Source organism: Mycobacterium sp. 5-140-3-2, from assembly GCF_035666375.1.
In the GTDB taxonomy this organism is placed as follows: domain Bacteria; phylum Actinomycetota; class Actinomycetes; order Mycobacteriales; family Mycobacteriaceae; genus Mycobacterium; species Mycobacterium intracellulare.
Map to the genome: position 1 here is coordinate 4,505,964 of NZ_CP142025.1, position 26,001 is coordinate 4,531,964.

26 protein-coding genes and 1 pseudogene are annotated in these 26,001 nt (G+C 69.7%); 15 read left to right on the forward strand and 12 right to left on the reverse strand.

Annotation, left to right across the window (positions count from 1 at the left end; all coding sequences use genetic code 11):
• Positions 1–139: 139 nt before the first annotated feature.
• A complete protein-coding gene (locus P6281_RS21005; RefSeq protein ID WP_202284480.1) occupies positions 140–973 on the forward strand; it encodes an alpha/beta hydrolase in 834 nt (277 codons plus the stop codon).
• On the opposite strand, the gene P6281_RS21010 is transcribed toward P6281_RS21005, so the two are convergent.
• The 3 genes from P6281_RS21010 to P6281_RS21020 are packed head-to-tail and all read right to left on the reverse strand — an operon-like array spanning position 970 to position 4,009.
• Entirely contained in the window at positions 970–2,148 is a 1,179-nt protein-coding gene (locus P6281_RS21010) for a M20 family metallopeptidase (RefSeq protein WP_009954070.1), read from the reverse strand. The genes P6281_RS21005 and P6281_RS21010 overlap by 4 nt on opposite strands.
• Positions 2,145–3,347 carry a M20 family metallopeptidase gene (locus tag P6281_RS21015; protein WP_202284481.1) on the reverse strand — a complete coding sequence of 401 codons (1,203 nt, stop codon included), beginning with the start codon at positions 3,345–3,347 and terminating at the stop codon, positions 2,145–2,147. Before P6281_RS21015 ends, P6281_RS21010 begins: the two co-directional genes overlap by 4 nt.
• Positions 3,348–3,394: 47 nt before the next feature.
• The gene (locus P6281_RS21020; RefSeq protein WP_026071215.1) at positions 3,395–4,009 is read right to left on the reverse strand and encodes a cutinase family protein; all 615 of its coding nucleotides are present in this window, start codon (positions 4,007–4,009) and stop codon (positions 3,395–3,397) included.
• A gap of 170 nt (positions 4,010–4,179) precedes the next feature.
• Between P6281_RS21020 and P6281_RS21025 the strand changes: the two genes are divergently transcribed.
• On the forward strand, positions 4,180–5,007 hold the full coding sequence (locus P6281_RS21025) for a purine-nucleoside phosphorylase (protein ID WP_014385715.1): 828 nt from the start codon (positions 4,180–4,182) through the stop codon (positions 5,005–5,007).
• A 4-nt stretch (positions 5,008–5,011) separates the two neighbouring features.
• Positions 5,012–6,595, forward strand: a complete 1,584-nt coding sequence (locus P6281_RS21030; protein WP_014385716.1) for a phospho-sugar mutase — start codon at positions 5,012–5,014, stop codon at positions 6,593–6,595.
• Here P6281_RS21030 and upp read toward each other — a convergent pair.
• Entirely contained in the window at positions 6,516–7,220 is a 705-nt protein-coding gene (gene upp / locus P6281_RS21035; protein WP_020188467.1) for a uracil phosphoribosyltransferase, read from the reverse strand. The two genes, P6281_RS21030 and upp, sit on opposite strands and share 80 nt — an antisense overlap.
• 92 nt (positions 7,221–7,312) lie before the next feature.
• Here upp and P6281_RS21040 point away from each other — a divergent pair, with 92 nt between their 5' ends.
• Genes P6281_RS21040 through P6281_RS21050 form a run of 3 tightly spaced genes read left to right on the forward strand, consistent with a single transcriptional unit; the run spans position 7,313 to position 10,550 of the window.
• Positions 7,313–8,203 (forward strand): alkaline phosphatase family protein, encoded by an 891-nt coding sequence (locus P6281_RS21040; protein ID WP_029384548.1) that lies wholly within the window; start codon positions 7,313–7,315, stop codon positions 8,201–8,203.
• A gap of 47 nt (positions 8,204–8,250) precedes the next feature.
• Positions 8,251–9,540 carry a protein export chaperone SatS gene (gene satS / locus P6281_RS21045; RefSeq protein ID WP_014712282.1) on the forward strand — a complete coding sequence of 430 codons (1,290 nt, stop codon included), beginning with the start codon at positions 8,251–8,253 and terminating at the stop codon, positions 9,538–9,540.
• 26 nt (positions 9,541–9,566) lie between these two features.
• Positions 9,567–10,550 (forward strand): VWA domain-containing protein, encoded by a 984-nt coding sequence (locus tag P6281_RS21050; protein ID WP_201407198.1) that lies wholly within the window; start codon positions 9,567–9,569, stop codon positions 10,548–10,550.
• A 32-nt stretch (positions 10,551–10,582) separates the two neighbouring features.
• On the opposite strand, the gene P6281_RS21055 is transcribed toward P6281_RS21050, so the two are convergent.
• Together P6281_RS21055 and P6281_RS21060 are read right to left on the reverse strand one after the other, a co-directional pair.
• On the reverse strand, positions 10,583–11,590 hold the full coding sequence (locus P6281_RS21055; protein WP_008259993.1) for a VWA domain-containing protein: 1,008 nt from the start codon (positions 11,588–11,590) through the stop codon (positions 10,583–10,585).
• Between the two features lie 48 nt (positions 11,591–11,638).
• Positions 11,639–12,658, reverse strand: coding sequence for a cupin (locus P6281_RS21060; RefSeq protein ID WP_324738512.1), 1,020 nt, complete (start codon positions 12,656–12,658; stop codon positions 11,639–11,641).
• 144 nt (positions 12,659–12,802) lie between these two features.
• Between P6281_RS21060 and P6281_RS21065 the strand changes: the two genes are divergently transcribed.
• Positions 12,803–13,513 carry a GntR family transcriptional regulator gene (locus P6281_RS21065; protein WP_038537418.1) on the forward strand — a complete coding sequence of 237 codons (711 nt, stop codon included), beginning with the start codon at positions 12,803–12,805 and terminating at the stop codon, positions 13,511–13,513.
• A gap of 88 nt (positions 13,514–13,601) precedes the next feature.
• Complete coding sequence (locus tag P6281_RS21070; RefSeq protein WP_042792104.1) at positions 13,602–14,045, forward strand: hypothetical protein; 444 nt, start codon at positions 13,602–13,604, stop codon at positions 14,043–14,045.
• Between the two features lie 18 nt (positions 14,046–14,063).
• On the opposite strand, the gene P6281_RS21075 is transcribed toward P6281_RS21070, so the two are convergent.
• From P6281_RS21075 to P6281_RS21085, 3 genes are read right to left on the reverse strand one after another with little or no spacing between them, the layout of a single operon-like run.
• On the reverse strand, positions 14,064–15,152 hold the full coding sequence (locus P6281_RS21075; RefSeq protein WP_008260006.1) for an adenosine deaminase: 1,089 nt from the start codon (positions 15,150–15,152) through the stop codon (positions 14,064–14,066).
• The gene (locus tag P6281_RS21080) at positions 15,149–16,432 is read right to left on the reverse strand and encodes a thymidine phosphorylase (protein ID WP_014712287.1); all 1,284 of its coding nucleotides are present in this window, start codon (positions 16,430–16,432) and stop codon (positions 15,149–15,151) included. The genes P6281_RS21075 and P6281_RS21080 overlap by 4 nt, the downstream gene beginning before the upstream one ends.
• On the reverse strand, positions 16,432–16,833 hold the full coding sequence (locus tag P6281_RS21085; protein WP_014712288.1) for a cytidine deaminase: 402 nt from the start codon (positions 16,831–16,833) through the stop codon (positions 16,432–16,434). Before P6281_RS21085 ends, P6281_RS21080 begins: the two co-directional genes overlap by 1 nt.
• Positions 16,834–17,105: 272 nt before the next feature.
• On the opposite strand from P6281_RS21085, the gene sdhC reads away from it, so the two are divergent.
• The 5 genes and pseudogenes from sdhC to P6281_RS21110 form a co-directional block, all read left to right on the forward strand.
• The gene (gene sdhC / locus P6281_RS21090; protein ID WP_014385723.1) at positions 17,106–17,444 is read left to right on the forward strand and encodes a succinate dehydrogenase, cytochrome b556 subunit; all 339 of its coding nucleotides are present in this window, start codon (positions 17,106–17,108) and stop codon (positions 17,442–17,444) included.
• Complete coding sequence (locus P6281_RS21095) at positions 17,441–17,911, forward strand: succinate dehydrogenase hydrophobic membrane anchor subunit (protein WP_009954090.1); 471 nt, start codon at positions 17,441–17,443, stop codon at positions 17,909–17,911. The genes sdhC and P6281_RS21095 overlap by 4 nt, the downstream gene beginning before the upstream one ends.
• Before the next feature lie 17 nt (positions 17,912–17,928).
• The gene (sdhA, locus tag P6281_RS21100) at positions 17,929–19,683 is read left to right on the forward strand and encodes a succinate dehydrogenase flavoprotein subunit (RefSeq protein WP_008260011.1); all 1,755 of its coding nucleotides are present in this window, start codon (positions 17,929–17,931) and stop codon (positions 19,681–19,683) included.
• Complete coding sequence (locus P6281_RS21105; RefSeq protein WP_009954091.1) at positions 19,683–20,480, forward strand: succinate dehydrogenase iron-sulfur subunit; 798 nt, start codon at positions 19,683–19,685, stop codon at positions 20,478–20,480. The genes sdhA and P6281_RS21105 overlap by 1 nt, the downstream gene beginning before the upstream one ends.
• Positions 20,481–20,491: 11 nt before the next feature.
• A pseudogene (locus P6281_RS21110) lies at positions 20,492–21,160 on the forward strand (carboxymuconolactone decarboxylase family protein); the annotation flags it as partial.
• Positions 21,161–21,180: 20 nt separating this feature from the next.
• On the opposite strand, the gene P6281_RS21115 reads toward P6281_RS21110, so the two are convergent.
• Entirely contained in the window at positions 21,181–21,675 is a 495-nt protein-coding gene (locus P6281_RS21115; RefSeq protein WP_009954093.1) for a PPOX class F420-dependent oxidoreductase, read from the reverse strand.
• A gap of 34 nt (positions 21,676–21,709) precedes the next feature.
• Positions 21,710–22,642, reverse strand: a complete 933-nt coding sequence (locus tag P6281_RS21120) for a sigma-70 family RNA polymerase sigma factor (RefSeq protein WP_008260015.1) — start codon at positions 22,640–22,642, stop codon at positions 21,710–21,712.
• A gap of 270 nt (positions 22,643–22,912) precedes the next feature.
• On the opposite strand from P6281_RS21120, the gene P6281_RS21125 reads away from it, so the two are divergent.
• Complete coding sequence (locus P6281_RS21125) at positions 22,913–24,244, forward strand: aspartate aminotransferase family protein (protein WP_324738513.1); 1,332 nt, start codon at positions 22,913–22,915, stop codon at positions 24,242–24,244.
• A 58-nt stretch (positions 24,245–24,302) separates the two neighbouring features.
• Here the strand turns inward: P6281_RS21125 and P6281_RS21130 are convergent, their stop codons facing one another.
• Positions 24,303–24,587, reverse strand: coding sequence for a hypothetical protein (locus P6281_RS21130; protein WP_324738983.1), 285 nt, complete (start codon positions 24,585–24,587; stop codon positions 24,303–24,305).
• A gap of 170 nt (positions 24,588–24,757) precedes the next feature.
• Between P6281_RS21130 and P6281_RS21135 the strand changes: the two genes are divergently transcribed.
• Positions 24,758–25,999 (forward strand): D-alanyl-D-alanine carboxypeptidase family protein, encoded by a 1,242-nt coding sequence (locus tag P6281_RS21135; protein WP_014381024.1) that lies wholly within the window; start codon positions 24,758–24,760, stop codon positions 25,997–25,999.
• Positions 26,000–26,001 lie beyond the last annotated feature (2 nt).

Here is a 26,001-nt window from a genome sequence, read left to right on the forward strand (position 1 = left end):
GAGTGTAAACAGACAGACCGAAAACCTACGCGTACTTCCACGGAAGGAAATTCGACTGTCAATCCTGTCCGCACCGCCGGTCGCCGACGCACTGGCGCGGGCGTTCGCCGCCGCCGTCAACCCGGCCCCCAAGGCCGCCGTGCGCTTCCCCGAGGTTTCGGGCCGCACGAGCGAAATCACCGTCCCCACCCGGCACGGCCCCACCCGCGCGACCGTCTATCACCCGCCGGCCGGCACCACCGACCCGCCCGTCTATGTCAACGTGCACGGCGGCGGGTTCGTGGTCGGGCACCCCGAACAGGACGACCCGTGGTGCCGCTATCTGGCCGCCAACGCGGGCGTGGTGGTGATCAACCCCGACTACGTGCTGGCGCCGCTTCACCGCTTTCCCGCCGCGGTGCACCAGATCTATGACGTGGTGCGCTGGGCGGCCGGCCCACACCCCGACTGGGACGGTGCCCGGCTGTGCGTCGGCGGCCAGAGCGCGGGCGGCAACCTGTCCGCCGCGGCGGCCCGGCTCGCGTGGGAGAACGGCGGCCCGCCGATCGCGTTGCAGGTGTTGCACTACGCCCCGCTTGACCTGGTCACGCCCACCCGCGACAAGCCGTCCACCCTCGGCCGCCGGGCGATCATGAAACCGTGGATGGGCGAGGTCTTCGACACCGCCTACATACCCGAGCGGGCGCAGCGGCGCGACCGCCTGGCCTCGCCCGCCTGGGGGAACAACGCCGACGACATCGCCGGCATCGCGCCGGCGCTGGTCGTGACGGCCGAGCACGACCGCCTTTGCGGCGAAGCCCGCCGGTACGCAAAGAAGCTGGACGCGGCCGGCGCGTTGGCGGAGTACTACGAGGTGGCCGGCGTCGACCACGGATACAACATCATGAGCCGGGCCGGCGACGTCACGCGCCGCGCGTACGCCCACATCGCCGGCCACGTCGTGCGCGCCACCAACCGCGACGGCGCCCGCTAAGACCGCTCGAACGCCGCCGACTGCTCGACGATGTTGGCCAGCACCCGCACCCCGATCGCCAGGGCCCGCTCGTCGAGATTGAACGTCGGCTGGTGCAGGTCCAGCTGCGGCCCCACCCCCGGCCACACCCCCAGCCGCGCCATCGCGCCGGGGATCTCCTCCAGGTACCAGGAGAAGTCCTCGCCGCCCCCGGACTGGCGGGTGTCGGCCAGCGCGTCGGGGCCGACGGCCTCGATCGCGTGGGTGAGGATGCGCGTCGAGACGTCCTCGTTGACCACCGGCGGCACGCCGCGGCGGTATTGCAGCGTGTGCTCGATGGCCAGCGGCGCCAGCAGCCCGGCCACGGTCTCGCGGATGATCTCCTCGAGCCCCACCCAGGTCTGCCGGCTGGCGGTGCGCACGGTGCCGGCCAGCACGCCGGTCTGCGGGATGGCGTTGGCGGCCACGCCGGCGTTGACCGCGCCCCACACCAGCACGGTGCCGTTGCGCGGGTCGATGCGCCGCGACAAGACCCCGGGCAGGCCGGTGATCAGCGTGCCCAGCCCGTACACCAGGTCAGCGGTCAGGTGGGGGCGCGAGGTGTGGCCGCCGGGTGAGTACAGCGTGATCTCGATCTGGTCGGCGGCCGAGGTGATGGGGCCGTGCCGGACCGCGATCTTGCCGACCTCCAGCCGGGGATCGCAGTGCAGCGCGAAGATCCGGGACACCCCGCTGATGGCGCCGGCCGCGATGGCGTCGATCGCCCCGCCGGGCATGAGTTCCTCGGCGGCCTGGAAGAGCAACCGCACCCCGATCGGAAGCTCAGGGACCGACGCCAGCACGAGGGCCGTGCCCAGCAGGATGGCGGTGTGCGCGTCGTGGCCGCAGGCGTGCGCGACGTTGGGCATGGTGGACGCGTAGGGGGCGCCGGTGCGTTCGGCCATCGGCAGGGCGTCCATGTCGGCCCGCAGCGCGATCCGGGGCTCGTGCTCGGGGCCGATGTCGCAGACCAGTCCCGTGCCGCCGGGCAACACCTTCGGGTTGAGCCCCGCTTCGGCCAGCCGCTCGGCGACGAACTGGGTGGTGGCGTACTCCTGGCGGCCCAGCTCGGGGTAGCGGTGGATGTGCCGGCGCCATTCGACCAGGTCTGCGTGATGAGAGGCGAGCCAGGATTCGGCGGCGTCGGCGAGTCTCATGCGCGCTCCCCGCCGCGTCTGCGTTCGTGCGCCGCCATCACCCGGTCGCGTTCGGCGGGCGTCTGGGCCAGCTGGACCACCGTGCGCGCCAGCATGATCGCGCCCTCGATCACGGCGCGGTCGGCGCTGGGGTTGGTGGCGGCCTCGGCGAAGCCGCGCTGGTGCACCATGGCCCCGCCGGAGTCGAGCCCAATCACCGGGTGGATCCCCGGCAGCGCCTTGGTCACGTTGCCCATGTCGGTGCTGCCCATGGGCAGCGCCGCCTCGTACTCGCGGGCCACCGGCTCGCGGCCGAGCCGGCGTATCTCCTCGCGAAAGACGTCGGCCAGCCATTGGTCGGGGGTGAGTTCGTCGTAGGCGGGTGCCGGGTTGTCGATGTCGTATTCGCAGCCGGTGGCCAGCGCGCCCGCGGCGAAGCAGGCGTACATCCTGCCCTCGAGTTCCCGGAGCGAGTCGGCTTCGACCGCGCGCATCGCGTACTGAAGCGTCGCGCGCCCGGGGATGACGTTGACCGCCTGCCCGCCGTCGGTGACGATCCCGTGCACCAGCTGCCCGGGCGCCAGTTGCTGGCGCAGCAGCCCGACGGCCACCTGCGCGACGGTCACGGCGTCGGCGGCGTTGATCCCGAGGTGCGGCGCGACGGCGGCGTGGGATTCCGTGCCGCGGTACGTGATGGTCGCCTCGGACAGGGCCAGCGAGCGGGCCGCGGCGATATCCGTCGGCCCGGGATGGAGCATGACGGCGGCGGCGATGTCATCGAACACCCCCGCCCGCAACAACAGCGCCTTGCCGCCGCCGGCCTCCTCGGCGGGAGTCCCCAGCAGCGCCACCCGCAGGCCCAGCTCGTCGGCGACCTCGGCCAGCGCCAGCGCGGTGCCCACCGCCGAGGCGGCGATGATGTTGTGGCCGCAGGCGTGCCCGATCTCGGGCAGCGCGTCGTATTCGGCGCACACCCCGACGGTCAGCGGCCCGCTGCCGTAGTCGGCGCGGAAGGCGGTGTCCAGACCGCCGGGGGCGGCGGTGATCTCGAAGCCACGCTCGGCGACGAGTGCCTGCGCCTTGGCGCAGCTGCGGTGCTCGGCGAACGCCAGCTCGGGCTCGGCGTGGATGGCGTGCGACAACTCGACGAGGTCGCCGCCGCGCCGCCGCACGACAGCTTCGACGCTGTCCAGCAGGCTGTCTAACGGGGCGGTGGGCACTCTCGCAGTATGTCACTCACCGGCCTACGGCCCTGAGGCCCTGAGGGCTACACCAGCCCGGCGATGAAACTCGCCGCCTGGCCCGGGTAGGGCGGGGCGGAGTAGTCGTGGTGCGCATCCCGGTCGCGACCGCCGACGACGCAGACGGGATCGCCTTCGCTGCACAGGTCGATGGTGCGGCCGGCGAACGCGCCCGTCGACGACAGGGGTGTGTCGAATCGGTTGCCGGGATTGCCGAACACCGCGACGGCCCTGATCTTGTTGGCCAGGGCGGGATCCAGCGGGGGCGCCGATCCGAAGTTCCCGATGCGCTGGCCGACGGGCGGCACCCCGGCGAGCATCGAGATCGCGGCGGCGCCCTGCGAGAAGCCGCCGAGCACCAGCCGCGTGGACGGGCACTGGTCGACCATCTCCGCGATGTGGTCGCGTGCGTCGTTGGCGGCGTCGGCGGTCGTCAGGAAGTTGTAGCTGGCCGGATAATTCACCGCATAGGAATCGACGGTGCGCGACCCCAGCGCGGGCTGCAGGGCGGCGAACAGCGCGTCGCCCACCACACCCAGGCCCGGCGGCTCGGCGGTGCCGCGGGCGAAGATCAGTTGGACGTTCGGACAGTCCGCCTTGGCCGACGGCGCCGGGCCGAATGTGACCGAAACCACTGACAGCACAACACCAACGGCGATTGCAATGACCGGGCCAACCACCGGCCACCTACGAAGACTCATACGCCAGATCTTGACACATACCGGCGACACCGTCGCCGGGCCAGGTTCGATCGCCCGGCTCCGCACTCGCGCCTCACCTGCGCTCGCCGTCCCCGGGCTAGGCTCCCGCTGTGACCCAAACCTCGTCCGACCCAGGCGACCTCGCGCGCCGCGCCGCCGCGGTCATCGCCGAGCGCACCGGAATCGACGAGCATGACGTCGCCATCGTGCTCGGCTCGGGATGGTCGCCGGCGGTCGCCGCGCTCGGCACCGAGGCGATCGGGAAGACCGCCGTGCTGCCCCAGGCCGACCTGCCCGGCTTCCGGCCGCCCACCGCGATCGGGCACACCGGCGAGCTGTTGTCGATGCGCATCGGCGCACACCGGGTGCTGGTGCTCGTCGGCCGCATCCACGCCTACGAGGGCCACGACCTGTGCCACGTCGTGCACCCGGTGCGGGCGGCCTGCGCGGCCGGCGTGCGCGCGGTCGTGCTCACCAATGCGGCGGGCGGACTGCGCCCGGACATGGCCGTCGGCGAACCGGTGTTGATCAGCGACCACCTCAACCTGACCGCGCGTTCCCCGCTGGTCGGCCCGCAATTCGTGGACCTGACCGACGCCTATTCCCCGCGGCTGCGCGAATTCGCCCGCCAGGCCGACCCGACGCTGACCGAGGGCGTCTACGCCGGCCTGCCCGGCCCGCACTACGAGACCCCCGCGGAAATCCGGATGCTGCGCACGCTGGGCGCCGACCTGGTCGGCATGTCGACGGTGCACGAGACCATCGCGGCGCGGGCGGCCGGCGCCGAGGTGCTCGGGGTGTCGCTGGTGACCAACCTGGCCGCCGGCATCGGCGGCGAGCCGCTCAGCCACGCCGAGGTGCTCTCCGCGGGGGCCGCGTCCGCCAGCCGGATGGGCGCCCTCCTGGCCCTGATCCTCGAGCGGCTGCCCCGGTTTTAGGGCCATGACGCCCGAGGAGTGGATCGCCCACGACCCCGACCCGCGGACGGCCGCCGAGCTCGCCGCGTGCGACGCGGAAGAATCAGCCGCGCGGTTCGCCCGTCCCCTGAGGTTCGGCACCGCGGGCCTGCGCGGCCCGGTGCGCGGCGGGCCCGACGCGATGAACGTCGCGGTGGTGTCGCACGCCACCTGGGCGGTGGCGCAGGTGCTCAAGCGGCGCGCCCCGGCCGGTGCGCGGGTGATCGTGGGGCGCGACGCCCGGCACGGTTCGGCGGTATTCGCCACGGTGGCCGCCGAAGTGCTTGCCGATCAAGGGTTTTCGGTGCTGTTGCTGCCCGGTCCGGTGCCGACCCCGGTGGTCGCGTTCGCGGTGCGCCACACCGGCGCGCTGGCCGGGATCCAGATCACGGCGTCGCACAACCCGCCGGCCGACAACGGCTACAAGGTGTACGTCGACGGCGGCATCCAGCTCGTCTCCCCCACCGATCGCGAGATCGAGGCCGCGATGGCCGACGCCCCGCCCGCCGACCAGATCGGCAGGGCCCCCATCGAACCGGGCCAGGCCGATCTGGTCGAGCGCTACGTCGAGCGCGCGTCCGGGCTGCGGCGCGGGGCCGGCTCGGCGCGGGTCGCCCTGACGGCCCTGCACGGGGTGGGCGGCGCGGTGGCCGTGGAGACGCTGCGCCGCGCCGGCTTCGCCCAAGTGCACACCGTCGCAGCGCAATTCGCTCCGGACCCGGACTTCCCCACCGTCGCTTTCCCCAACCCCGAGGAGCCGGGTGCCGCCGACGCGCTGTTGGCCCTGGCCTCCGACGTGCGCGCCGACGTGGCGATCGCGCTGGATCCCGACGCCGACCGGTGCGCCGTCGGCATTCCCGACAAAGCGGGGTGGCGGATGCTGTCCGGCGACGAAACCGGTTGGCTGCTAGGAGATTACATTCTTTCCCAGCCGCAGCGCGCCGAAACGCCGGTGGTGGCCAGCACCCTGGTGTCCTCGCGGATGCTGTCGGCCATCGCCGCGCACCGCGGCGCCGTCCACGTCGAAACCCTCACCGGCTTCAAATGGCTGGCGCGCGCCGATGCCGAGGTCCCCGGCGGCACCCTGGTATACGCCTACGAGGAAGCGATCGGGCACTGCGTCGACCCGGACGCCGTACGCGACAAGGATGGCATCAGCGCCGCGGTCCTGGTGTGCGACCTGGTGGCCACGCTGCTGCGCCAAGGCCGTTCGGTCGTCGACCTGCTCGACGAGCTGGCTCGCCGATACGGCGTGCACGACGTCGCCGCGATCTCGCGCCGGGTCGCCGACCCCGCCGAGGCGGCCGCGCTGATGCACCGGCTACGGACCACCCCGCCGGCGACGCTGGCCGGGTTCCCCGCCGAACTCACCGACGTCACCGATGCGCTGATCTTCACCGGCGGTGACGACCACACGTCGGTCAGGGTGGTGGTGCGGCCCTCCGGGACCGAGCCGAAACTGAAGTGCTACTTGGAGATTCGCTGCGCGCCTAGCGACGATCTGGATTCTTCGCGGCGGCGCGCCGGTGCCCTGCGCGCCGAGCTGGTCGCTGCGATGCGGGGCTGGTGAACAGGTTCGGCCCGAACTGGCGGTCCCCCGCGTCGCCGAGGCCAGGCACGATATAGGCCGACTTGTTGAGCCCCTTGTCGACCGCGGCGGTGAACACTCGCGCGTCCGGCGCCGCTTTCTGCACGGCCGCAAGGCCTTCCGGCGCGGCCACCACGCACAGCGCGGTGATGTCGGTGGCGCCGCGGCGCTGCAACAGGCCGATGGTGTGGGCCATCGACCCGCCGGTGGCCAGCATGGGGTCGAGGACCATCACCGGCCGGCGCGCGAGTTTGTCGGGCAGCGCCTCGAGATACGGGACCGGCAGGTGGGTTTCCTCGTCGCGGGCGACACCGACGAAACCCACCTCCGCCTCGGGTATCGCGGCCTGGGCGGCCTCGACCATGCCCAACCCGGCCCGCAGCACCGGAACCAGCAGCGGCGGGTTGACCAGTCGCGTCCCAGCCGTCGCGGCCACCGGGGTGCGGATCCTGACCGACTTTCGCGGCGCCTCCCGGCTGGCCTCGTACACCAGCATCAGCGTGAGCTCGCGCAGCGCGGCCCGAAACCCGGCATTGTCGGTGCGTTCGTCGCGCAGCACCGTCAGCCGGGCCGCGGCCAGCGGGTGGTCGATCACGCGCACGTCCATCCCATGAAGGGTATATAACGATCGGGCAAAGCCCTTCTGACACGCTTGCGTTCGTCCCAGCCACACCGCACGCGCGTTCGTATACTCCCGGGGTGTCGCGCGAAAATCGAAGTCCGAGAAGCCTACTCGGCAGGGCGCATCGCCTCCTGCCGGCGCTCGGCGTGGTCGCATTGGTGGCACTGGCGGCAAGTCCGCTGACCCCGCGCATAGGCCTTGCGGCAGCGGCCATTCCGCAACCGGCGCACATCGTGATCGTGGTGGAGGAAAACCGTTCCGAGAACGGCATCATCGGCAACAAGTCGGCGCCCTTCATCACCTCCCTGGCCGCCAATGGCGCCAACATGACGCAGTCATACGCCGAAACCCACCCCAGCGAACCGAATTACCTGGCGCTGTTCGCGGGCAACACCTTCGGGGTGACCAAGGACCTGTGCCCGATCAACGCCGGCGCGGCCCCCAATCTCGGATCCGAATTGCTGGCCGCGGGCCACACGTTCGTCGGCTTCGCCGAAGGCCTGCCAACCGTCGGCTCGCCGGTGTGCACCGCGGGCAAGTACGCGCGCAAGCACGTGCCATGGGCCAACTTCACCAACGTGCCGGCGGCGAACTCGATGCCGTTCTCCGCGTTCCCGATGGGCAACTACGCCAGCCTGCCGACCGTGTCGTTCGTCATCCCCAACAACGACAACAACATGCACGACGGGTCCATCGCGCAGGCCGACGCCTGGCTGAATCGCCAGCTGTCCGGTTACGCCAATTGGGCGGTGGCCAACAACAGCCTGCTGATCCTGACGTTCGACGAGGACGACAACGGCAGCCACAACCAGATCCCCACGGTGTTCTACGGCGCGCACGTCCGCCCCGGCAACTACAGCGAGCAGATCAACCACTACAACGTGCTTTCCACGGTGGAGCAGATGTACGGGCTACCCAAGACGGGCTATGCCGCCAGCGCCGCGCCCATCACCGACATCTGGGACTAGACCACTGCCCGGCGGCGCCTTGGCCGGTCGTCGCTATTCTGTGCCGCATGGCTGCTGACCTCGTGCCCATTCGCCTGAGCCTGTCCGCCGGCGACCGCTACACCGTGTGGGCGCCCCGCTGGCGTGACTCCGGCGACGAGTGGGAGGCCTTCCTGGGCAAGGACGAGGACCTGTTCGTCTTCTCCTCCGTCGCCGACCTGGTGGCGTTCGTGCGGTCCGACACCGACAACGACCTGACCGACCACCCGGCGTGGAAGGCCCTGACGTCGGCGCACGCGCATGACTTCGAGCCCGCCGAGGACAAGCAGTTCGATCTGGTCGCGGTCGAGGAGCTGGTCTCCGAGAAGCCCACCGCGGAATCGGTGTCCGCGCTGGCGGGCACGCTGGCCATCGTGTCGTCCATCGGATCGGTGTGCGAGCTGGCGGCGGTGTCGAAGTTCTTCAACGGCAACCCCAGCCTGGGCACGGTGTCGGGCGGGGTCGAGCACTTCACCGGCAAGGCCGGCGCCAAACGCTGGCATGCGATCGCCGAGGTCATCGGGCGCAGCTGGGACGACGTGCTGGGCGCGATCGATGACATCGCCACCACCCCCGACGTCGACGCCAAGTTGTCGGCCAAGGCCGAAGACGAACTGGCCGAGGAGCGCGAAGAGGACGAGACCGAAGACGCCGTCGAGGAATCCGCGGCCGACGACATTGACGACGACGTTGACGACGAAGTTGACGAAGACGACGAGGACGACGACACCGAAGCCCGGGCGGCCGGCGACACCGCGGTGCTCGGCGGCGACAAGGACTTCTGGCTGCAGGTCGGCATCGATCCGATCCGGATCATGACGAGCTCGGGCACCTTCTTCACCCTGCGCTGCTACCTCGACGACGAGCCGATCTTCCTGGGCCGCAACGGACGGATCAGCGTGTTCCCGTCCGAGCGCGCGCTGGCCCGCTACCTGGCCGACGAGCACGACCACGACCTGTCCGATCTGAGCACCTACGACGACATCCGCACCGCCGCCACCGACGGATCGCTCACGGTCGAGGTCACCGACGACAACATCTACGTGCTCACCGGCCTGGCCGACGACCTGGCCGACGGGCCCGAGGCCGTGGACCGGGAGCAACTGGAACTGGCCGTCGAGGTGCTCCGCGACATCGGCGACTACTCCGAGGATCCCGCGGTGGACAAGGCGCTCGAAACCAACCGGCCGCTGGGCAAATTGGTGGCCGCCGTGCTCGAACCCGGCTCGGTCACCAAGCCGTCGCCGCCGTACGCCGCGGCGGTGCGCGAGTGGGAGAAGCTGGAGCAATTCGTCGAGGGCCGGCTCCGCCGCGAGTAGGGCGTTTCACGGGCTAGGTTGGTGACGTGTCGCTTCCCGGAATCGGCCCGCTGCCGCTGTACGGGTTCCAGCGCCCGGCCATGTTGCTGTTCGGTTTGGTGCCCCTGGCCCTGCTGGCCGTCTACGTCGTGGTGCAGGCACGTCGCAACCGACGGCTGCACCGCTACACCGACGCCCCCGTGCCGCAGTCGCCGTGGCGGCACCTGCCGATCGCCGCGTCGCTATTCAGCCTGGCGTTGCTGACGATCGCGCTGGCCACCCCCACCCACGACATGCGCATCCCGCGCAACCGCGCCGTCATCATGCTCGTCATCGACATGTCGCAGTCCATGCGGGCGACCGACGTCGAACCCAACCGGCTCAAGGCTGCCGAACAGGCGGCCAGCCAGTTCGCCAGCCAGCTGACGCCGGGCATCAACCTCGGGCTGGTCGGCTTCGCCGGCACACCCTATTTGCTGGTGCCGCCCACGCCGCAGCACCAGGCGACCATCGACGCGCTCAAGAAGCTGGACTTCGCCGACAGCACGGCCACCGGCCAGGCCATCTTCACCGCCCTGCACGCGATCGGCGCCACGGCGGTCACCGGGGGCGACAATCCGCCGCCGGCCCGCATCGTGCTGCTCTCCGACGGCCGCGAGAACAAGCCGTCCAACCCCAGCGATCCGCACGACGGTGTCTACACCGCGGCCCGCCTGGCCAAGGACGAGGGCGTGCCCATCTCGACGATCTCGTTCGGCACCAAGGGCGGCGAGATCGAGATGGACGGGCAGCGCGTCGCGGTCCCGGTGTCGACCGACCAGATGAAGACGATCGCCCGGCTCTCCGGCGGGCAGCCCTACACCGCCACCAACATCGGCGAGCTCAACAAGAGTTACAACGCGATCGAGAACGAGATCGGCTACCGCACCGTGCCGGGACCCGGCAGTTCCGGCTGGCTGCGCCTGGGGGTGCTCGCGGCGCTGATCGCGACGGCGTTGGCGCTGTTGATCAACCGGCGCCTGCCGACCTAGCGCCCGTCCACCGACCGAGCCCGCCCGGCGGGTCAGGCGGGCAGCCTGCGGTTCAGCAGCAGGCCGGCCAGCACGGCGCCGGCCATCACGACCGCACCGAGCAGCATCCACGCCAGGCTCGCGTCGCCCTTGACGGTTTCGTAGCCGATCTGGCGCTGCAGCGTCGTGTACACGTTCTTCAGCGAGTCCAGGCTGTCGGCGTGGAACGCCTCGCCGTCGGTGATCTCGCAGATCTTCTGCAGGGTCTGATCGTCCACCGGGACCGGAATGGTGGCGCCCTCATAGTCGACGGTCCCGTACGGGGTGCCGAACGAGATCGTCGAGATCTGCACGCCTTGGCCCTTGGCGGCCCGGGCGGCGGTGAACGCCCCCTGCGGGGCGTTGGGGTCCAGCGGCACGTTCTCGGCGCCGTCGGACTCCAGCACGATACGCGCCGGCGGCGGGCCTTCGCCGCCGCCCATCACCGAGCCGACCGTCGCGATCGCCTGCAGCGCGGTGAAAATGCCTTCTCCCGTAGCGGTTTTCGGGGCGGGCTGCAGACTGTCGATGCCCGACTTCACCGCGCCGCGGTTCGTCGTCGGGGGCACCAGCAGCGTGGCGTTGGCCGCGAATTCCACCAGCCCCAGGTTGATGGCCGGCGTCAGCTGATCGGCGAACTGCTTGCCGGCCTCCTTCGCCGCGGCCAGGCGGTTGGGCGGAACATCGTTGGAGGCCATCGATTCCGAGACGTCGATGACGAGCATCACGACCGCGCGGTTGAGCGGGATCCGGACATCCGACGTCGGCCCGGCCATCGCCGTGGTCAGCAGCACCAGCGACGTGGCCAGCAGGATGGTCGGCACGTGCCGCCACCGGCTCGGGTGCGGCGGGGCCACGCGCTCCAGCACCTCCATGTTGGCGAACCGCAGCACCCGGCGACGGCGGGCGAATTGCTGCACGACATAAAGGCCGATCACCAGCAGCACGGCCAGCAGCGCGAGGAAGAACCAGGGGTTCTGGAATCCAGTCAGCGACACCGGGCCCAGCAGCGGCACCTTCATGTCGAGCCACACTAGGCGTCGAATCCGGGCCCCGCATCGGGCCCCGGCTCAGCCCGCGGCGAGATCGCGGCGCTGGGTGAACTTGATGTCGAGGCTGCGCAGGTGGGTCTGCAGCCCGGCGTCTTGGACCGGGATCAGGTGGGCCGGCTCGTCGGTCTCGTTGTAGTGGGCGTGCCACATGCCCGGCGGGGTGGTGAAGGCGCCACCGGCCTGCCAGTCCACCCGGATGGGATCGACGATGTCGCCCCGCTCGTCGAGACGCGTGCCCAGCAGCGTGTAGCAGCCGGCCGCGGGCGCGTCCAGGATGAGGTCCAGCGCGACCGACTGGTGCCGGTGCGGGCGCTGGACCTGATGGGGCGGAAGCACGCCGAACATGGCCCACAGCACGTGCGTGATGGTCAGGGTCTGGTCCTGCTCGGCGTTGGCCAGCAGGACGCTGACGCGGCTCTTCTCGTTGGCGCCGGGGCGCGACGCGATCTCGGTCAGCTTGGCGACGGCGTCGGCGCGGCGGAACTTGGTCGCCCGGAAGCGGGGCCGGGTCGCGTCGGCGCCGAGGTAACGCATCAGGGGCTCGTCGTGCACCCAGTACATGGCCGTGTGAGCGCCGGCATAGAACACCGAGTGCGCGCCGGCGGGCAGCGTCACGAAGTCGCCCTTCTCCCACTCGATCAGGCGACCGTTGACCGCCGCGAACCCCCGCCCGTAGAGCACGTAATACAGCTGCGAGGTGGCGTTGGGGTGGGTGTCGACGTGCTCGTTCGCACGAATGGACACGAAGTTGGCCAGCAGCGCGGGGCTGGTCGCCGCGCCGGCCGGGCCACCCAGCTCGGCCGACAGGTCCAGCGGGATCACGCCGGTCGGCGCGTCAAGGTAGAGCTCGGGACCGAACCGCCGGATCGGCACCCGCGGGGTCAGCCCCGAGCCGATCGGGTTGGCGGCCCTGGAGTACTCGAAGTATTCGGCCTGCTCGGCCCACTCTTCGAACCGCCCCTCGAACGCGTACTCGGCGACGTTGACCATCGGCGCGGGGACCGTCGGGTCCAGGTTCGGGCTCGCTAGCTGCTGCATGTCGGTCCCCCTTGCCGCTCAGGTGGATCTGGTATCTAAATAGTATTTATCTTGTATCTAAGTGTCAAACGTCGCAGCTAGACGCGGCCGGTGTACGGTCAATCGGTCGGTTGAGATACGACTTAGCTACCAGAAGGGCCGGGTGTGGCGGCGAAGGACAGGCGGACGGGGACGGCCAAGGACCGCGCGCTGGACTACGTCAAGACGCGGGTGCTCACCGGCGAGTTCCCCGGCGGCGAGCTGATCAGCGAGGGCGACGTGGCCAGCGCGCTGGGGATGTCGCGCACGCCGGTGCGCGAGGCGTTTTTGCGGCTGGAGGCCGAGGGGCTGCTGCGCCTGTATCCCCAGCGGGGGGCCCTGGTGGTTCCGGTGTCGCCCGACGAGGTGCGCGCGGTGATGGAGGCGCGGCTGGTGCTCGAGCAGTTCGCGGCGGGCAAGGTGATCGGGCGCGGCGGCGCCGCATGCGCCGCCGTGTTCGGGCGCCTATCCGGCGAGCTTGCCAGGCAACGCGACGCGGCCGCCGCGGCAAACTGGCGAGAATTCGTGGAGGCCGACCGCGCCTTCCACGCCATCACGCTGCAGGAGTCGGGCAACGCCATCCTGTCCGGCTTCTACGCGTCCCTGCGCGACCGCCAGATGCGGATGATCGGCGAATCGACGCTGCGCGACCCCGACCGGGTGGCCACGATTCTCGAGGAGCATCGGGGTATCGCCGAAGCCCTGCGCGACGGCGATCGCGCGCGGGCGGCGACCGCGGTGCAGACCCACCTGGCCGGCACGGTCCGCGCCATCGGCCTGTCCGTCGACCCGGATCCGTTCTGGGCTACCGGATTTGGCCGCGATGGAGCAGACTGATCGAATAACGCGGGGGCGCAGCGCTCCCGGTCCGCATGTATCGGGGGGAACGATGACCTGGGTGACGGCCTCGAGGTTGCGCGGCACGATGACGAAAACGGCTGTGGCCCTGTCGATTTTGGGGACGGCCACGACGGGTGCGACGATCCCGGCGAACGCGGCACCCGGCTTCGCGCGCACACCCGCCGCGCCGCTCGACGATCCCGATCCCGGCCTTCCCACCAACCCGTCGGATCCCCGATGTGCGGGGATGCCGGGGCTGGCGCAGTGCCAGGGCGGCCCGTACGCCATGGGCGGGGCGCCCACCGGCCCCGCGGATTTGAGCTGCATCAGCATGCCCAGCGACCCGGCGTGCGCGGGTGGCCCGTACGCCCCGCCGCCACCCCCGCCGCCCATTGCGCCGCCACCGGAACCGCTGGCGCCCATGGCCGCGGCCCCCGTAGAACCACCGCCGATGGCCCCGCCGCCGATGGTGGAGCCACCACCCATGCCGGCGGCCGACCCGTCGATGGGGATGCCCGGGCACATCTGAGAACGTCGCACCGGCGGCTCAGCCGATCAGCACCGCGTATCGCGGCTTGATCACCTCGTCGATGATGGCCAGCCGCTCGTCGAACGGGATGAACGCGGACTTCATCGCGTTGATGGTGAACCGTTCGAGGTCGCTCCAGCCGTAGCCGAACGCCTCCACCAGGCGGAGCATCTCGCGGCTCATGAAGGTATCGCTCATCAACCGGTTGTCGGTGTTGACGGTCACCCGGAACCGGGCGCGGGCCAGCAGGTCGAACGGATGCTCGGCGATGCTCTTGACGGCGCCGGTCTGCACGTTCGAGCTCGGACACAGTTCCAGCGGAATTCGCTTGTCCCGCAGGATCGCCGCCTGCTGACCCAACCGGACCTGTCCGTCGGGCAGCACGTCGATGTCGTCGACGATCCGCACCCCGTGCCCCAGCCGGTCGGCACCGCAGAACGCGATCGCCTCGTGGATGGACGGCAGGCCGAACGCCTCGCCGGCGTGAATGGTGAAGCGCGCGTTGTGGTCTCGCATGTACTCGAAGGCATCCAGGTGGCGCGTCGGCGGGTTGCCGGCCTCGGCGCCGGCGATGTCGAAGCCGACAACGCCCTTGTCCCGGAACCGGATTGCCAGCTCGGCGATCTCGCGGGACACCGCCGCGTGCCGCATCGCGGTGACCAGTAGGCGCACCACGATCGGACGGCCCGCGCCGGCACAGGCCTTCTCACCGTCGGCGAATCCGGCCAGCACGGCATCGACGATCGCGTCGAAGGACATCCCGCGGTCGATGTGCAGCTCGGGTGCGAACCGCACCTCGGCGTAGACCACCGAGTCGGCGGCCAGGTCTTCGACGCACTCGTAGGCGACGCGGTGCAGCGCCTCGGGGGTCTGCATCACCGCGACGGTGTGGGAGAACGGCTCCAGGTAGCGCTCCAGCGAGCCGCTGTGCGAACGCGTGCGAAACCACGTCGCCAGCTCGTCGACGTCGGTGGCGGGCAGCTCGTCGTAGCCGGTCTGCCCGGCGATCTCCAGCACGGTCGACGGGCGCAGCCCGCCGTCGAGGTGGTCGTGCAGCAGGGCCTTGGGGGCCTTGCGGATCTGCTCGAGGCCCAGCGGCGCGGTCATTGCGAGATCCGATCGATGATCAGCGGACGCGAAGCCGGGGCGGCGTCGCCGACGCCGAAGGCGCCGTCCAGCTCGGCGAGCGCCGCGCCGAAGCGCTCCGGGGTGTCGGTGTACAGGGTGAACAGCGGCTCACCGGCCGTGACCGGCTCGCCGGGGCGGCGATGCAGCCGGATGCCGGCGCCGAACTGCACGCGATCGCCCGGACGGGATCTGCCCGCTCCGAGCCGCCAAGCCGCCAGCCCCACTGCCATCGCGTCGATATCGCCCATTGTGCCGCCCCGGGTGGCAGTCACGGTCTCGGCATGCCGAGCGATCGGCAGCGGCACCGACAAATCGCCGCCCTGGGCGGCGACGAGCTGGCGAAACCGGTCCATCGCGGTGCCATCCCGCAGTGTCTCGGCGGGATCGCGGCCGTCGACGCCGGCCAGCTCGAGCATCTCGGAGGCCAGCCGCAGCGTCAGCTCGACGACGTCGGGCGGCCCGCCCCCGGCCAGCACCTCGAGCGACTCGGCGACCTCGAGGGCGTTGCCGACGGTCGCGCCCAGCGGGGTGTTCATGTCCGTCAGCAGCGCGCGGGTGGGCACCCCGTGCGCGGCGCCCAGCGCGACCATGGCGCTCGCCAGGTCGCGGGACTGCGCTTCCGAGTCGGTGAACGCCCCGGAACCGACCTTCACGTCGAGCACCAGCGCGCCGGCCCCCTCGGCCAGCTTCTTGCTCATCACCGAGCTCGCGATCAGCGGCAGCGACTCGACGGTGGCGGTGATGTCGCGCAGCGCGTACAGCTTGGCGTCGGCCGGGGACAAGTCACCGGCGGCGAAGATGGCCGCGCCGAGGTCGCGCAGTTGGTCGCGCACCCGCCGGTTGGACAGCGCGGCGGTGAATCCGGCGATGGATTCCAGCTTGTCCAGCGTGCCGCCGGTGTGGCCGAGCCCGCGGCCCGACGCCTGCGGCACCGCGGCGCCGCACGCGGCGACGACGGGCACCAGGGGCAGGGTGATCTTGTCCCCCACCCCGCCGGTGGAGTGCTTGTCGACCGTGGGCACGCCGAGGTCGCTGAAGTCGAGCCGCTCGCCCGAGGCCAGCATCGCCGACGTCCACCGGGCCGTCTCGCCGCGATCCATGCCCCGCAACAGGATCGCCATCAGCAGGGCCGCCATCTGCTCCTCGGCCACCCGGCCGGCGGTGTAGGCGTCGACGACCCAGTCGATGGCGGCGTCGGACAACCGGCCGCCGTCGCGCTTGGTCCTGATCACCGTGGGCGCATCAAAGGCGGGCGGCATCAGCGACGCCCGGCGGCCACGTCGTCGGGACCGAAGGCATCCGGCAGCAGGTCGCCGAGCCGGCGCGGCCCGCGCGGATGGTCGATCAGCAACTCGGGACCGCCGTGTTCGAGCAGCACCTGCCGGCATCGCCCGCACGGCATCAGCACCGATCCGCGCTGGTCCACGCACGCCAGCGCGACCAGCCGGCCGCCGCCGGTGGAATGCAGGGCGCACACCACGGCGCACTCGGCACAGAGACCAAGGCCATATGAGATGTTCTCCACATTGCACCCGGTGACCACGCGGTGATCGTCGACCAGCGCGGCCGCACCCACTGCGAACCGCGAGTACGGCGCATAGGCCCCTTCGGATGCCTGGATTGCCTTGTCCCGCAACGTTTTCCAGTCGATCTCCGGCATCGCGCAACCCCGCTCGTCGGTGGCCGTTTCCGACAGTCACCCTAGCCGCAAAACGGCATTTCGCTTGACGGACATTGACGCAAGCCACACCGTGCGCGAGCTAAGCTCAAGTGCCCGGCGTGACTGTCGCGCAACGTCGCAAGAAGGTCGCAAGAAGGCTGGTGAGGACTGGGGTGACTACACAACCGACAACCGCGGATCCGGCGGCACCCGCACCGGCGACCTCGCGCAAACGCAGGCCGCCGCGGACCCTCTACCGGGGCGATCCCGGAATGTGGTCGTGGGTGCTGCATCGCATCAGCGGCGCGACCATCTTCTTTTTCCTGTTCGTGCACGTCCTGGACGCGGCGATGCTGCGGGTCAGCCCGCAGACCTACAACGCGGTGATCCACGACTATCAGATGCCCATCGTCGGCCTGATGGAATACGGCCTGATCGCCGCGGTGCTCTTCCACGGCCTGAACGGGATCCGGGTGATCCTGATCGACTTCTGGTCCGAGGGCCCGCGCTACCAGCGCCTGATGTTCTGGGTCGTCGGCGTCGTGTTCCTGCTGCTGATGGTCCCGGCCGGCGTCGTGACCGTCATCCACATGATGGAGCACTTCCGATGAGCAGCCCCGACCTTCAGCTGACCCGCGGCCAGACGGCGCCGGTCAAACAACGCAGCTACGACCGGCCCGCCAGCCTGGACAATCCCCGCTCGCCGCGGCGCCGGGCCGGCATCCCCAACTTCGAGAAGTTCGCCTGGCTGTTCATGCGGTTCTCGGGCATCGCGCTGTTCGTGCTGGCGATCGGCCACCTGTTCATCATGCTGATGTGGGACAACGGCGTGTACCGCATCGACTTCAACTATGTGGCGCAGCGCTGGGCGTCGCCGTTCTGGCAATTCTGGGACCTCGCGCTGCTATGGCTGGCGCAGCTGCACGGCGGCAACGGCCTGCGCACGATCATCGACGACTACAGCCGCAAGGACAGCACCCGGTTCTGGCTCAACAGCCTGCTGTTGCTGTCGATGGGGTTCACGTTGGTGCTGGGCACCTACGTGCTGCTGACGTTCGACCCCAACATTCACGCCTGACGGAGGGAGGCTGACCCGTGATCCAGCAACACCGGTACGACGTGGTGATCGTCGGCGCGGGCGGCGCAGGGATGCGCGCCGCGGTGGAAGCGGGTCCCCGGGTGCGCACCGCGGTGCTGACCAAGCTCTACCCCACCCGCAGCCACACCGGCGCCGCCCAGGGCGGCATGTGCGCGGCGCTGGCCAACGTCGAAGAGGACAACTGGGAATGGCACACCTTCGACACCGTCAAGGGCGGCGACTACCTCGCCGACCAGGACGCGGTGGAGATCATGTGCAAGGAAGCCATCGACGCGGTGCTCGACCTGGAAAAGATGGGGATGCCGTTCAACCGCACCCCCGAGGGCCGCATCGACCAGCGCCGGTTCGGCGGACACACCCGCGACCACGGCAAGGCCCCGGTGCGCCGGTCCTGTTACGCCGCCGATCGCACCGGCCACATGATCCTGCAGACGCTGTACCAGAACTGCGTAAAGCACGACGTGCAGTTCTTCAACGAGTTCTACGCGCTGGACCTGGTTTTGACGCAGACGCCGAGCGGGCCGGTGGCCACCGGCGTGGTCGCCTACGAACTGGCCACCGGCGAGATCCACGTCTTCCACGGGAAGGCGATCGTGCTCGCCACCGGCGGTTCGGGCCGCATGTACAAGACCACCTCCAACGCGCACACGCTGACCGGCGACGGCATCGGCATCGTCTTCCGCAAGGGACTTCCCTTGGAGGACATGGAGTTTCACCAATTTCATCCGACCGGCCTGGCCGGTTTGGGCATCCTGATCTCCGAGGCCGTGCGGGGCGAGGGTGGCCGGCTGCTCAACGGCGAGGGTGAGCGGTTCATGGAACGCTACGCACCGACGATCGTCGACCTGGCACCGCGCGACATCGTCGCCCGCTCAATGGTTTTGGAAGTCCTGGAGGGCCGCGGTGCCGGCCCGCACAAGGACTACGTCTACATCGACGTCCGCCACCTCGGCGAGGACGTGCTCGAGGCCAAGCTGCCCGACATCACCGAGTTCGCCCGCACCTATCTGGGCGTGGACCCGGTCAAGGAGCTGGTCCCGGTGTACCCGACGTGTCACTACGTGATGGGCGGCATCCCGACCACCGTCACCGGACAGGTGTTGCGGGACAACACCTCCACGGTCCCGGGCCTGTACGCGGCGGGCGAATGCGCGTGCGTGTCGGTGCATGGCGCCAACCGGCTGGGCACCAACTCGCTGCTGGACATCAACGTGTTCGGCCGCCGGGCCGGCATCGCCGCCGCCAATTACGCACGGGGACACGACTTCGTGGACATGCCGCCGGATCCGGCGGCGATGGTCGTCGGCTGGGTGGGCGACATCCTCTCCGAGCACGGCAACGAGCGCGTCGCCGACATCCGCAACGCGTTGCAGCAGTCGATGGACAACAACGCCGCGGTGTTCCGCACCGAGGAGACGCTCAAGCAGGCGCTGACCGACATCCACGCCCTGAAGGAGCGCTATTCGCGAATCACCGTGCACGACAAGGGGAAGCGATTCAACAGCGACCTGCTGGAGGCCATCGAGCTGGGCTTCTTACTCGAGCTGGCCGAGGTCACCGTGGTCGGCGCGCTGAACCGCAAGGAGTCCCGCGGCGGGCACGCCCGCGAGGACTACCCGAACCGCGACGACGTCAACTACATGCGCCACACCATGGCCTACAAGCAGGGCACCGACCTTTTGAGCGACATCGCGCTGGACTTCAAGCCCGTGGTGCAGACGCGCTACGAACCCAAGGAACGGAAGTACTGATGACGGACGTTGCAGAGCCGCAGGCCGAAAGTCTGGAACCGCCCCTTCCGCCGGTTCCCGACGAGGCGGTGATGGTGACCGTCAAGATCGCCCGGTTCAACCCCGACCAGCCCGATGCCTACGCGGAAACCGGTGGCTGGCAAAGCTTTCGGGTGCCCTGCCTGCCCAGCGACAGGATGCTCAACCTGCTGATCTACATCAAGAGCTACCTGGACGGGACGCTGACCTTCCGGCGCTCCTGCGCGCACGGGGTGTGCGGGTCGGATGCCATGCGGATCAACGGTGTCAATCGGTTGGCCTGCAAGGTGCTGATGCGCGACCTGCTCCCCAAGAAGGCGGGCAAACCGCTGACCATCACGGTCGAGCCGATCCGCGGGCTGCCGGTCGAGAAGGACCTCGTGGTCGACATGGAGCCGTTCTTCGACGCCTACCGCGCGGTCAAGCCGTACCTGATCACCACCGGCAACCCGCCGACGCGCGAACGCATTCAGAGCCCGACCGACCGCGCCCGCTACGACGACACCACCAAGTGCATCCTGTGCGCGGCGTGCACCACCAGCTGCCCGATCTTCTGGCACGAGGGCAGCTACTACGGCCCGGCCGCGATCGTCAACGCCCACCGGTTCATCTTCGACAGCCGCGACGAGGCCGCCGCCGAGCGCCTGGACATCCTCAACGAGGTCGACGGCGTGTGGCGGTGCCGCACCACGTTCAACTGCACCGAGGCCTGCCCGCGCGGCATCCAGATCACCAAGGCGATCCAGGAGGTCAAGCGCGCGATCATGTTCTCGCGCTGATCTGCCGCGTCTGCTCGTCACACATCGCCGGGCTGTCTCGTCTGAGGGGTATGACACAGAAAACCCGCATCGAGCCCCTGCCCCCCAAGCGCGCCGGATTGCTGATCCGGGCCATGTACCGGATAGCCAAGCGTCGCTACGGCCAAGTTCCCGAACCGTTCGCCGTGGCCGCGCATCATCGCAAGCTGATGACCGCGAGCGCCATGCACGAGACGATGGTCGAGCGGGCGTCGAAAACCCTGCCGGCCAGCGTGCGTGAGCTGGCGGTGTTGTGGACCGCGCGCCAGATCGGCTGCTCGTGGTGCGTCGACTTCGGATCGATGCTGCAGCGCCTGGACGGCCTGGACGTGGAGCGGCTCAAGGAGATCGACAACTACGCCACCTCGCCGGCCTATACCGACGACGAGCGCGCCGCCATCGCCTATGCCGACGCGATGACCACCGATCCGCACACCGTCACCGACGAGCAGGTCGACGACCTGCGGGCCCGCTTCGGCGACGCCGGGGTGTTCGAGCTGACCTATCAAATTGGGTTGGAGAACATGCGGGCGCGGGTGAACACCGCGCTGGGCATCACCGAGCAAGGCTTCAATTCGGGTGACGCGTGCCGGATTCCCTGGGCTAGCGACGATCGCAAGCGCGGCGTAGCCGGGCGCAGCGGGTCGTCGCCCGTTGGCTAGCAAACCAGGGCGTGGGCTGATCAGCCCTCTTGGGCGGGTTCGATCTCGATGTAGGTGGTCGGAATACTGAGCGCCGCGCTGCCCTTGTCCAGACCGCGCTCGAATAACTTCATCGGCAGGCTCCAGTTCGCCGCAATCACCTTGTACGCGTGGGCGTGTTCGGACTCGGGCAAGATCCTGGCCTTTCCGGCGACCGCTTGCCCTTTTGGCTTGCCGCGAAGACTGCTGGGCACCACCACGACACGCGGATTGTTGTTGATCCGCTTCACCTTTCCGGTGGACGCATCCGTTCGCACGTAGATCTTTCCGTCGGCGACACCGTGGTTGATCGGGCTCGGCATCGCCTCGCCGGAACGCTTGAACGTCACCAACAAGATTTGCCGCGTTTTGTCGAAACCGGTGAAGTCCTTACCTTGCGGGGTCGCAGCGCCGACGTCGAAGGCGCTGCGGTGGCGCATCATGTCCATACCGCGGAACATCAATTTGCCCAACGTTTCGGTGACGCTGCCGCCCATGTGCTCTCTCCAATCTGCGCCTGACTCGACTGACTTACGGCTGCTCGCGCCGCAGCGGAGAGCCGGTGAACTTCTCGGGATTGGCGACATCCCATAAGGCGCAAACCTTTCCGTCGCGCACCGTCATCGCCATGATCCGCGGGCACATCTCGCGGTAGCCGTCGGCAGCGGGGAAGCCGGCGGTGTAGATGCCCAGCTCGCCGTTGACCAGTCCTGCTTGATAGGACGTGTAGAAGGCGGGCCCGTAGCGGTTTGCCAGGCCGAGCATGAACCGGACCACCTTGTCCGGGCCGTGAATGACGTGAACCGCGGTGGGCGCCTTGCCATTTGAATCGCCGGTGAAGATGACGTCCGGGTGCAGCAAGGAGACCACCGCCTCCAGATCGCCGGCGGCCATGGCGGCCAACAACTTTCCCACCACCTCATTGTGCGATGGGTCGGGTTCGGGCGGTGGCTCGGCCGCGACGGCCTTGCGGGCCCGCGAGGCCAGCTGCCGGGCGGCGGCCTCGCTGGTACCCAGCGCCTCGGCAACCTCCGCGAACGGCACGTCGAACCCGTCGTGCAAGACGAACGCGACCCGCTGGTCAGGCGAGAGGCGCTCCAGCACCACCATCGCCGCGAACCGGGCGTCCTCGCCGGCCACCACCGCGGACAGCGGGTCGGCTTCGGAAGCAGGCGGGCCGAATCCGGTGACGACGGGCTCGGGCAGCCAGTTTCCGGTGTAGGTCTCGCGCCGGTGCGCCGCCGAGCGCAGCCTGTCCAGACCAAGCCGGCTCACCACCGTGGTCAACCACGCCCGCAGGTCGGTGATCTGCGTTCCCTTGTCGGGGTCCTGGCGGTGCCAGCGCAGCCAGGCATCTTGGACGATGTCCTCGGCGTCGGCGACCGTGCCGGTCAGCCGGTAGGCGACCGACATGAGATGCGGTCGCAACGACTCGAATTCGCTGACCTGTTGCGCTGAGGTCATATCGCCGAGCCTAGCCCGGCGACGGCGAGCGCCGAAACGGCGCGAGTGAGGAGCCGGGCAATCCAACCAAGCCCGGCGACGGCGAGCACCGAAACGGCGCGAGTGAGGAGCCGGGCAATCCAACCAAGCCCGGCGACGGCGAGCGCCGAAACGGCGCGAGTGAGGAGCCGGGCAATCCAACCAAGCCCGGCGACGGCGAGCACCGAAACGGCGCGAGTGAGGAGTCGGGCAATCCAACCGAGCCCGAAGCGGGCGCTACGCTCACCACCAATGACCGACAACCTGTGGCTGCACTTCTCCCGGCACGGCCCGGGAATCACGCCGCCGATCATCACCCGCGGTGAGGGCGTCACCATCTTCGACGACCGCGGCAAGAGTTACCTCGACGGCCTATCCGGGCTGTTCACCGTGCAGGTCGGTCACGGCCGCGCCGAGCTCGCCGAGGCCGCCGTCCGGCAGGCGGGCACGCTGGCGTTCTTTCCGCTGTGGGGATACGCCACCCCGACGGCGATCGAGCTCGCCGAGCGCCTCGCCGGCTACACCCCGGGTGACCTCAACCGCGTCTTCTTCACCACCGGCGGCACCGAGGCCGTCGAGACCGCGTGGAAACTGGCCAAGCAGTACTTCAAGCTCACCGGCAAACCCGATAAGCACAAGGTGATTTCGCGATCGGTCGCCTACCACGGCACCACCCAGGGCGCCCTGGCGATCACCGGGCTGCCCCGGTACAAGGCGCCCTTCGAGCCGGTGACGCCCGGCGGCTTCCGGGTGCCCAACACCAACTTCTATCGGGCACCGGAACCGCTGCGCACCGACCCGAAAGCCTTCGGGCAGTGGGCCGCGGACCGCATCGCCGAGGCCATCGAGTTCGAGGGCCCCGACACCGTGGCGGCGGTATTCCTGGAACCGGTGCAGAACGCCGGTGGCAGCATCCCGCCTCCCCCAGGCTATTTCGAGCGCGTGCGGGAAATCTGCGACGAATACGACGTGCTGCTGGTCTCCGACGAGGTGATCTGCGCGTTCGGCCGCATCGGGTCGATGTTCGCCTGTGACGACTTCGGCTACGTGCCCGACATGATCACCTGCGCCAAGGGAATGACGTCGGGCTACTCACCGATCGGCGCGATGATCGCCAGCGAGCGCCTGTTCGAGCCGTTCAACGACGGCGCGACGATGTTCCCGCACGGCTATACCTTTGGCGGCCATCCGGTTTCGGCGGCCGTCGGGCTGGCCAACCTCGACATCTTCGAGCGCGAGGGGCTCAACGATCACGTCCGGGCCAACGCGCCGGCCTTGCGCGCCACCCTGGAAAAGCTCTACGACCTGCCGATCGTCGGCGACGTTCGCGGCGAGGGGTTTTTCTACGGCGTGGAACTGGTCAAGGAAAAGGCGACCAAGCAGACGTTCAGCGACGATGAGCGCCGGCCGCTGCTGGCGCGGGTGGGCTCGGCACTGTTCGATGCCGGGTTGTATTGCCGCACCGACGACCGTGGCGATTCGGTCATTCAACTGGCGCCGCCGCTGATCAGCGGCCAGGCCGAGTTCGACACCATCGAGGCCATCCTGCGCGAGGTGCTGCACGAGGAGTCGGCGCGGCTCTAGCCGGATGGTGGCGACCCGCTGCGCCCGGCTTCGCCGCGCTTGCGATCGCCACTAGACACTAGCCCGCGCGCCTGACCGCGTCGGCGGCCAGCATCACCTCGCGGGCGTGCGGGGCGCTCGGGTTGCGCCCGAACCGCGAGACGGCATTGCACAACCATGCCAGCGCCGAGCGCAGCTCCGGCTCGGTGGCAGCGTCACGATGCAGCGTGAGTTCCGCCAGCACCTGATCGAGCCCGGAACGCCGCACCTGGGTCGCCTTCTCCACCTGTTTGAGCAGATCCTTCAGCGCGCGCGGGGCGACACCGGCCGCGCCGTCGCGCCGGCGCCGCAGCCTGGCCCACAATCGGTCGTCGGGAATGGCGAATCCTCTGAAGTCGGTGCGGGCGGGCGCTTCCCGCGGACCGCGCGCCCAGCGTATCCCGGGGCCGCCGCCCCGGCTGAGTAACTTCCGTCTCATCAGTCACAGCGCGGCTCCCCGAATTCGGGCCCCCGATCGCTTAATGTGCACAGACGATGAGCTTCCTACGTTCGATGTCGTGCCTGGTCGCAGCGGGTTTCGTGGCCTGGGCTCCCGCCACGATTGCCTTGCCCCCCGCCAAGGCCGAACCCGGCGCCGAACCCAACGCCGCGCCCGCGAGCTGCCCGTACAAGGTGAACACCCCGCCGGCGGTGGACTCGTCGGAGGTCCCCACGGCCGGGGATCCCCCGATCCCGCTGGCGGTGCCCGCCAAGCCGGTGGGGGGTGACGCCCTGGCCAGTTGCGGCATTGTCGCCGCACCCAACACGCCGCCGCTCCCGGGCGATGTGTCCGCCGAGGCCTGGCTGGTGGCCGACCTGGACAGCGGCGCGGTCATCGCCGCCAAAGACCCGCACGGCCGGCACCGCCCGGCCAGCATCATCAAGGTGTTGGTGGCAATGGCCGCCATCAACACGCTCAACCTGAACAAGTCGGTCGCCGGAACCGCCGACGACGCGGCCGCCGAGGGCACCAAGGTCGGCGTCCAGGAAGGCGGCGTGTTCACCGTCAACCAGCTGCTGCACGGGCTGCTGATGCACTCCGGCAACGACGCCGCCCACGCGCTGGCCATGCAGCTCGGCGGCATGCAGCAAGCGCTGGAGAAGATCAACGTGCTGGCCGCCAAGCTCGGCGGCCAGGACACCCGGGTGGCGACGCCGTCCGGGCTGGACGCGCCCGGCATGAGCACCTCGGCCTACGACATCGGGCTGTTCTATCGCTACGCGTGGCAGAACCCCACGTTCGCCAACATCGTCGCGACCCGGACGTTCGACTTCCCCGGCCACGGCGACCACCCCGGCTACGAGCTGGAGAACGACAACCAGCTGCTCTACAAGTATCCCGGCGCCCTGGGCGGCAAGACCGGCTACACCGACGACGCGGGCCAGACGTTCGTGGGCGCGGCCAACCATGACGGGCGGCGGCTGGTGGCGGTGCTGCTGCACGGGACGCGGCAACCGATCGCGCCGTGGGAACAGGCCGCCCATCTGCTGGACTACGGGTTCGCCACCCCGCAGGGCACGCAGGTCGGCTCGCTGGTCGCTCCCGACCCGTCGCTGGCGCCCGCCAAGAGCGACACCGCCGCCGACCGGCTCGCCAATAACGCCGCGGCCGGCGCGATCATCGGCTCGGCGGACGCCATGCCGGTCCGGGTGGGCGTCGCTGTCATCGGCGCCATCATCGTGTTTAGCTTGATCATGGCCGCACGCTCGATGAACCGCCGACCCCAACACCGCTGAGC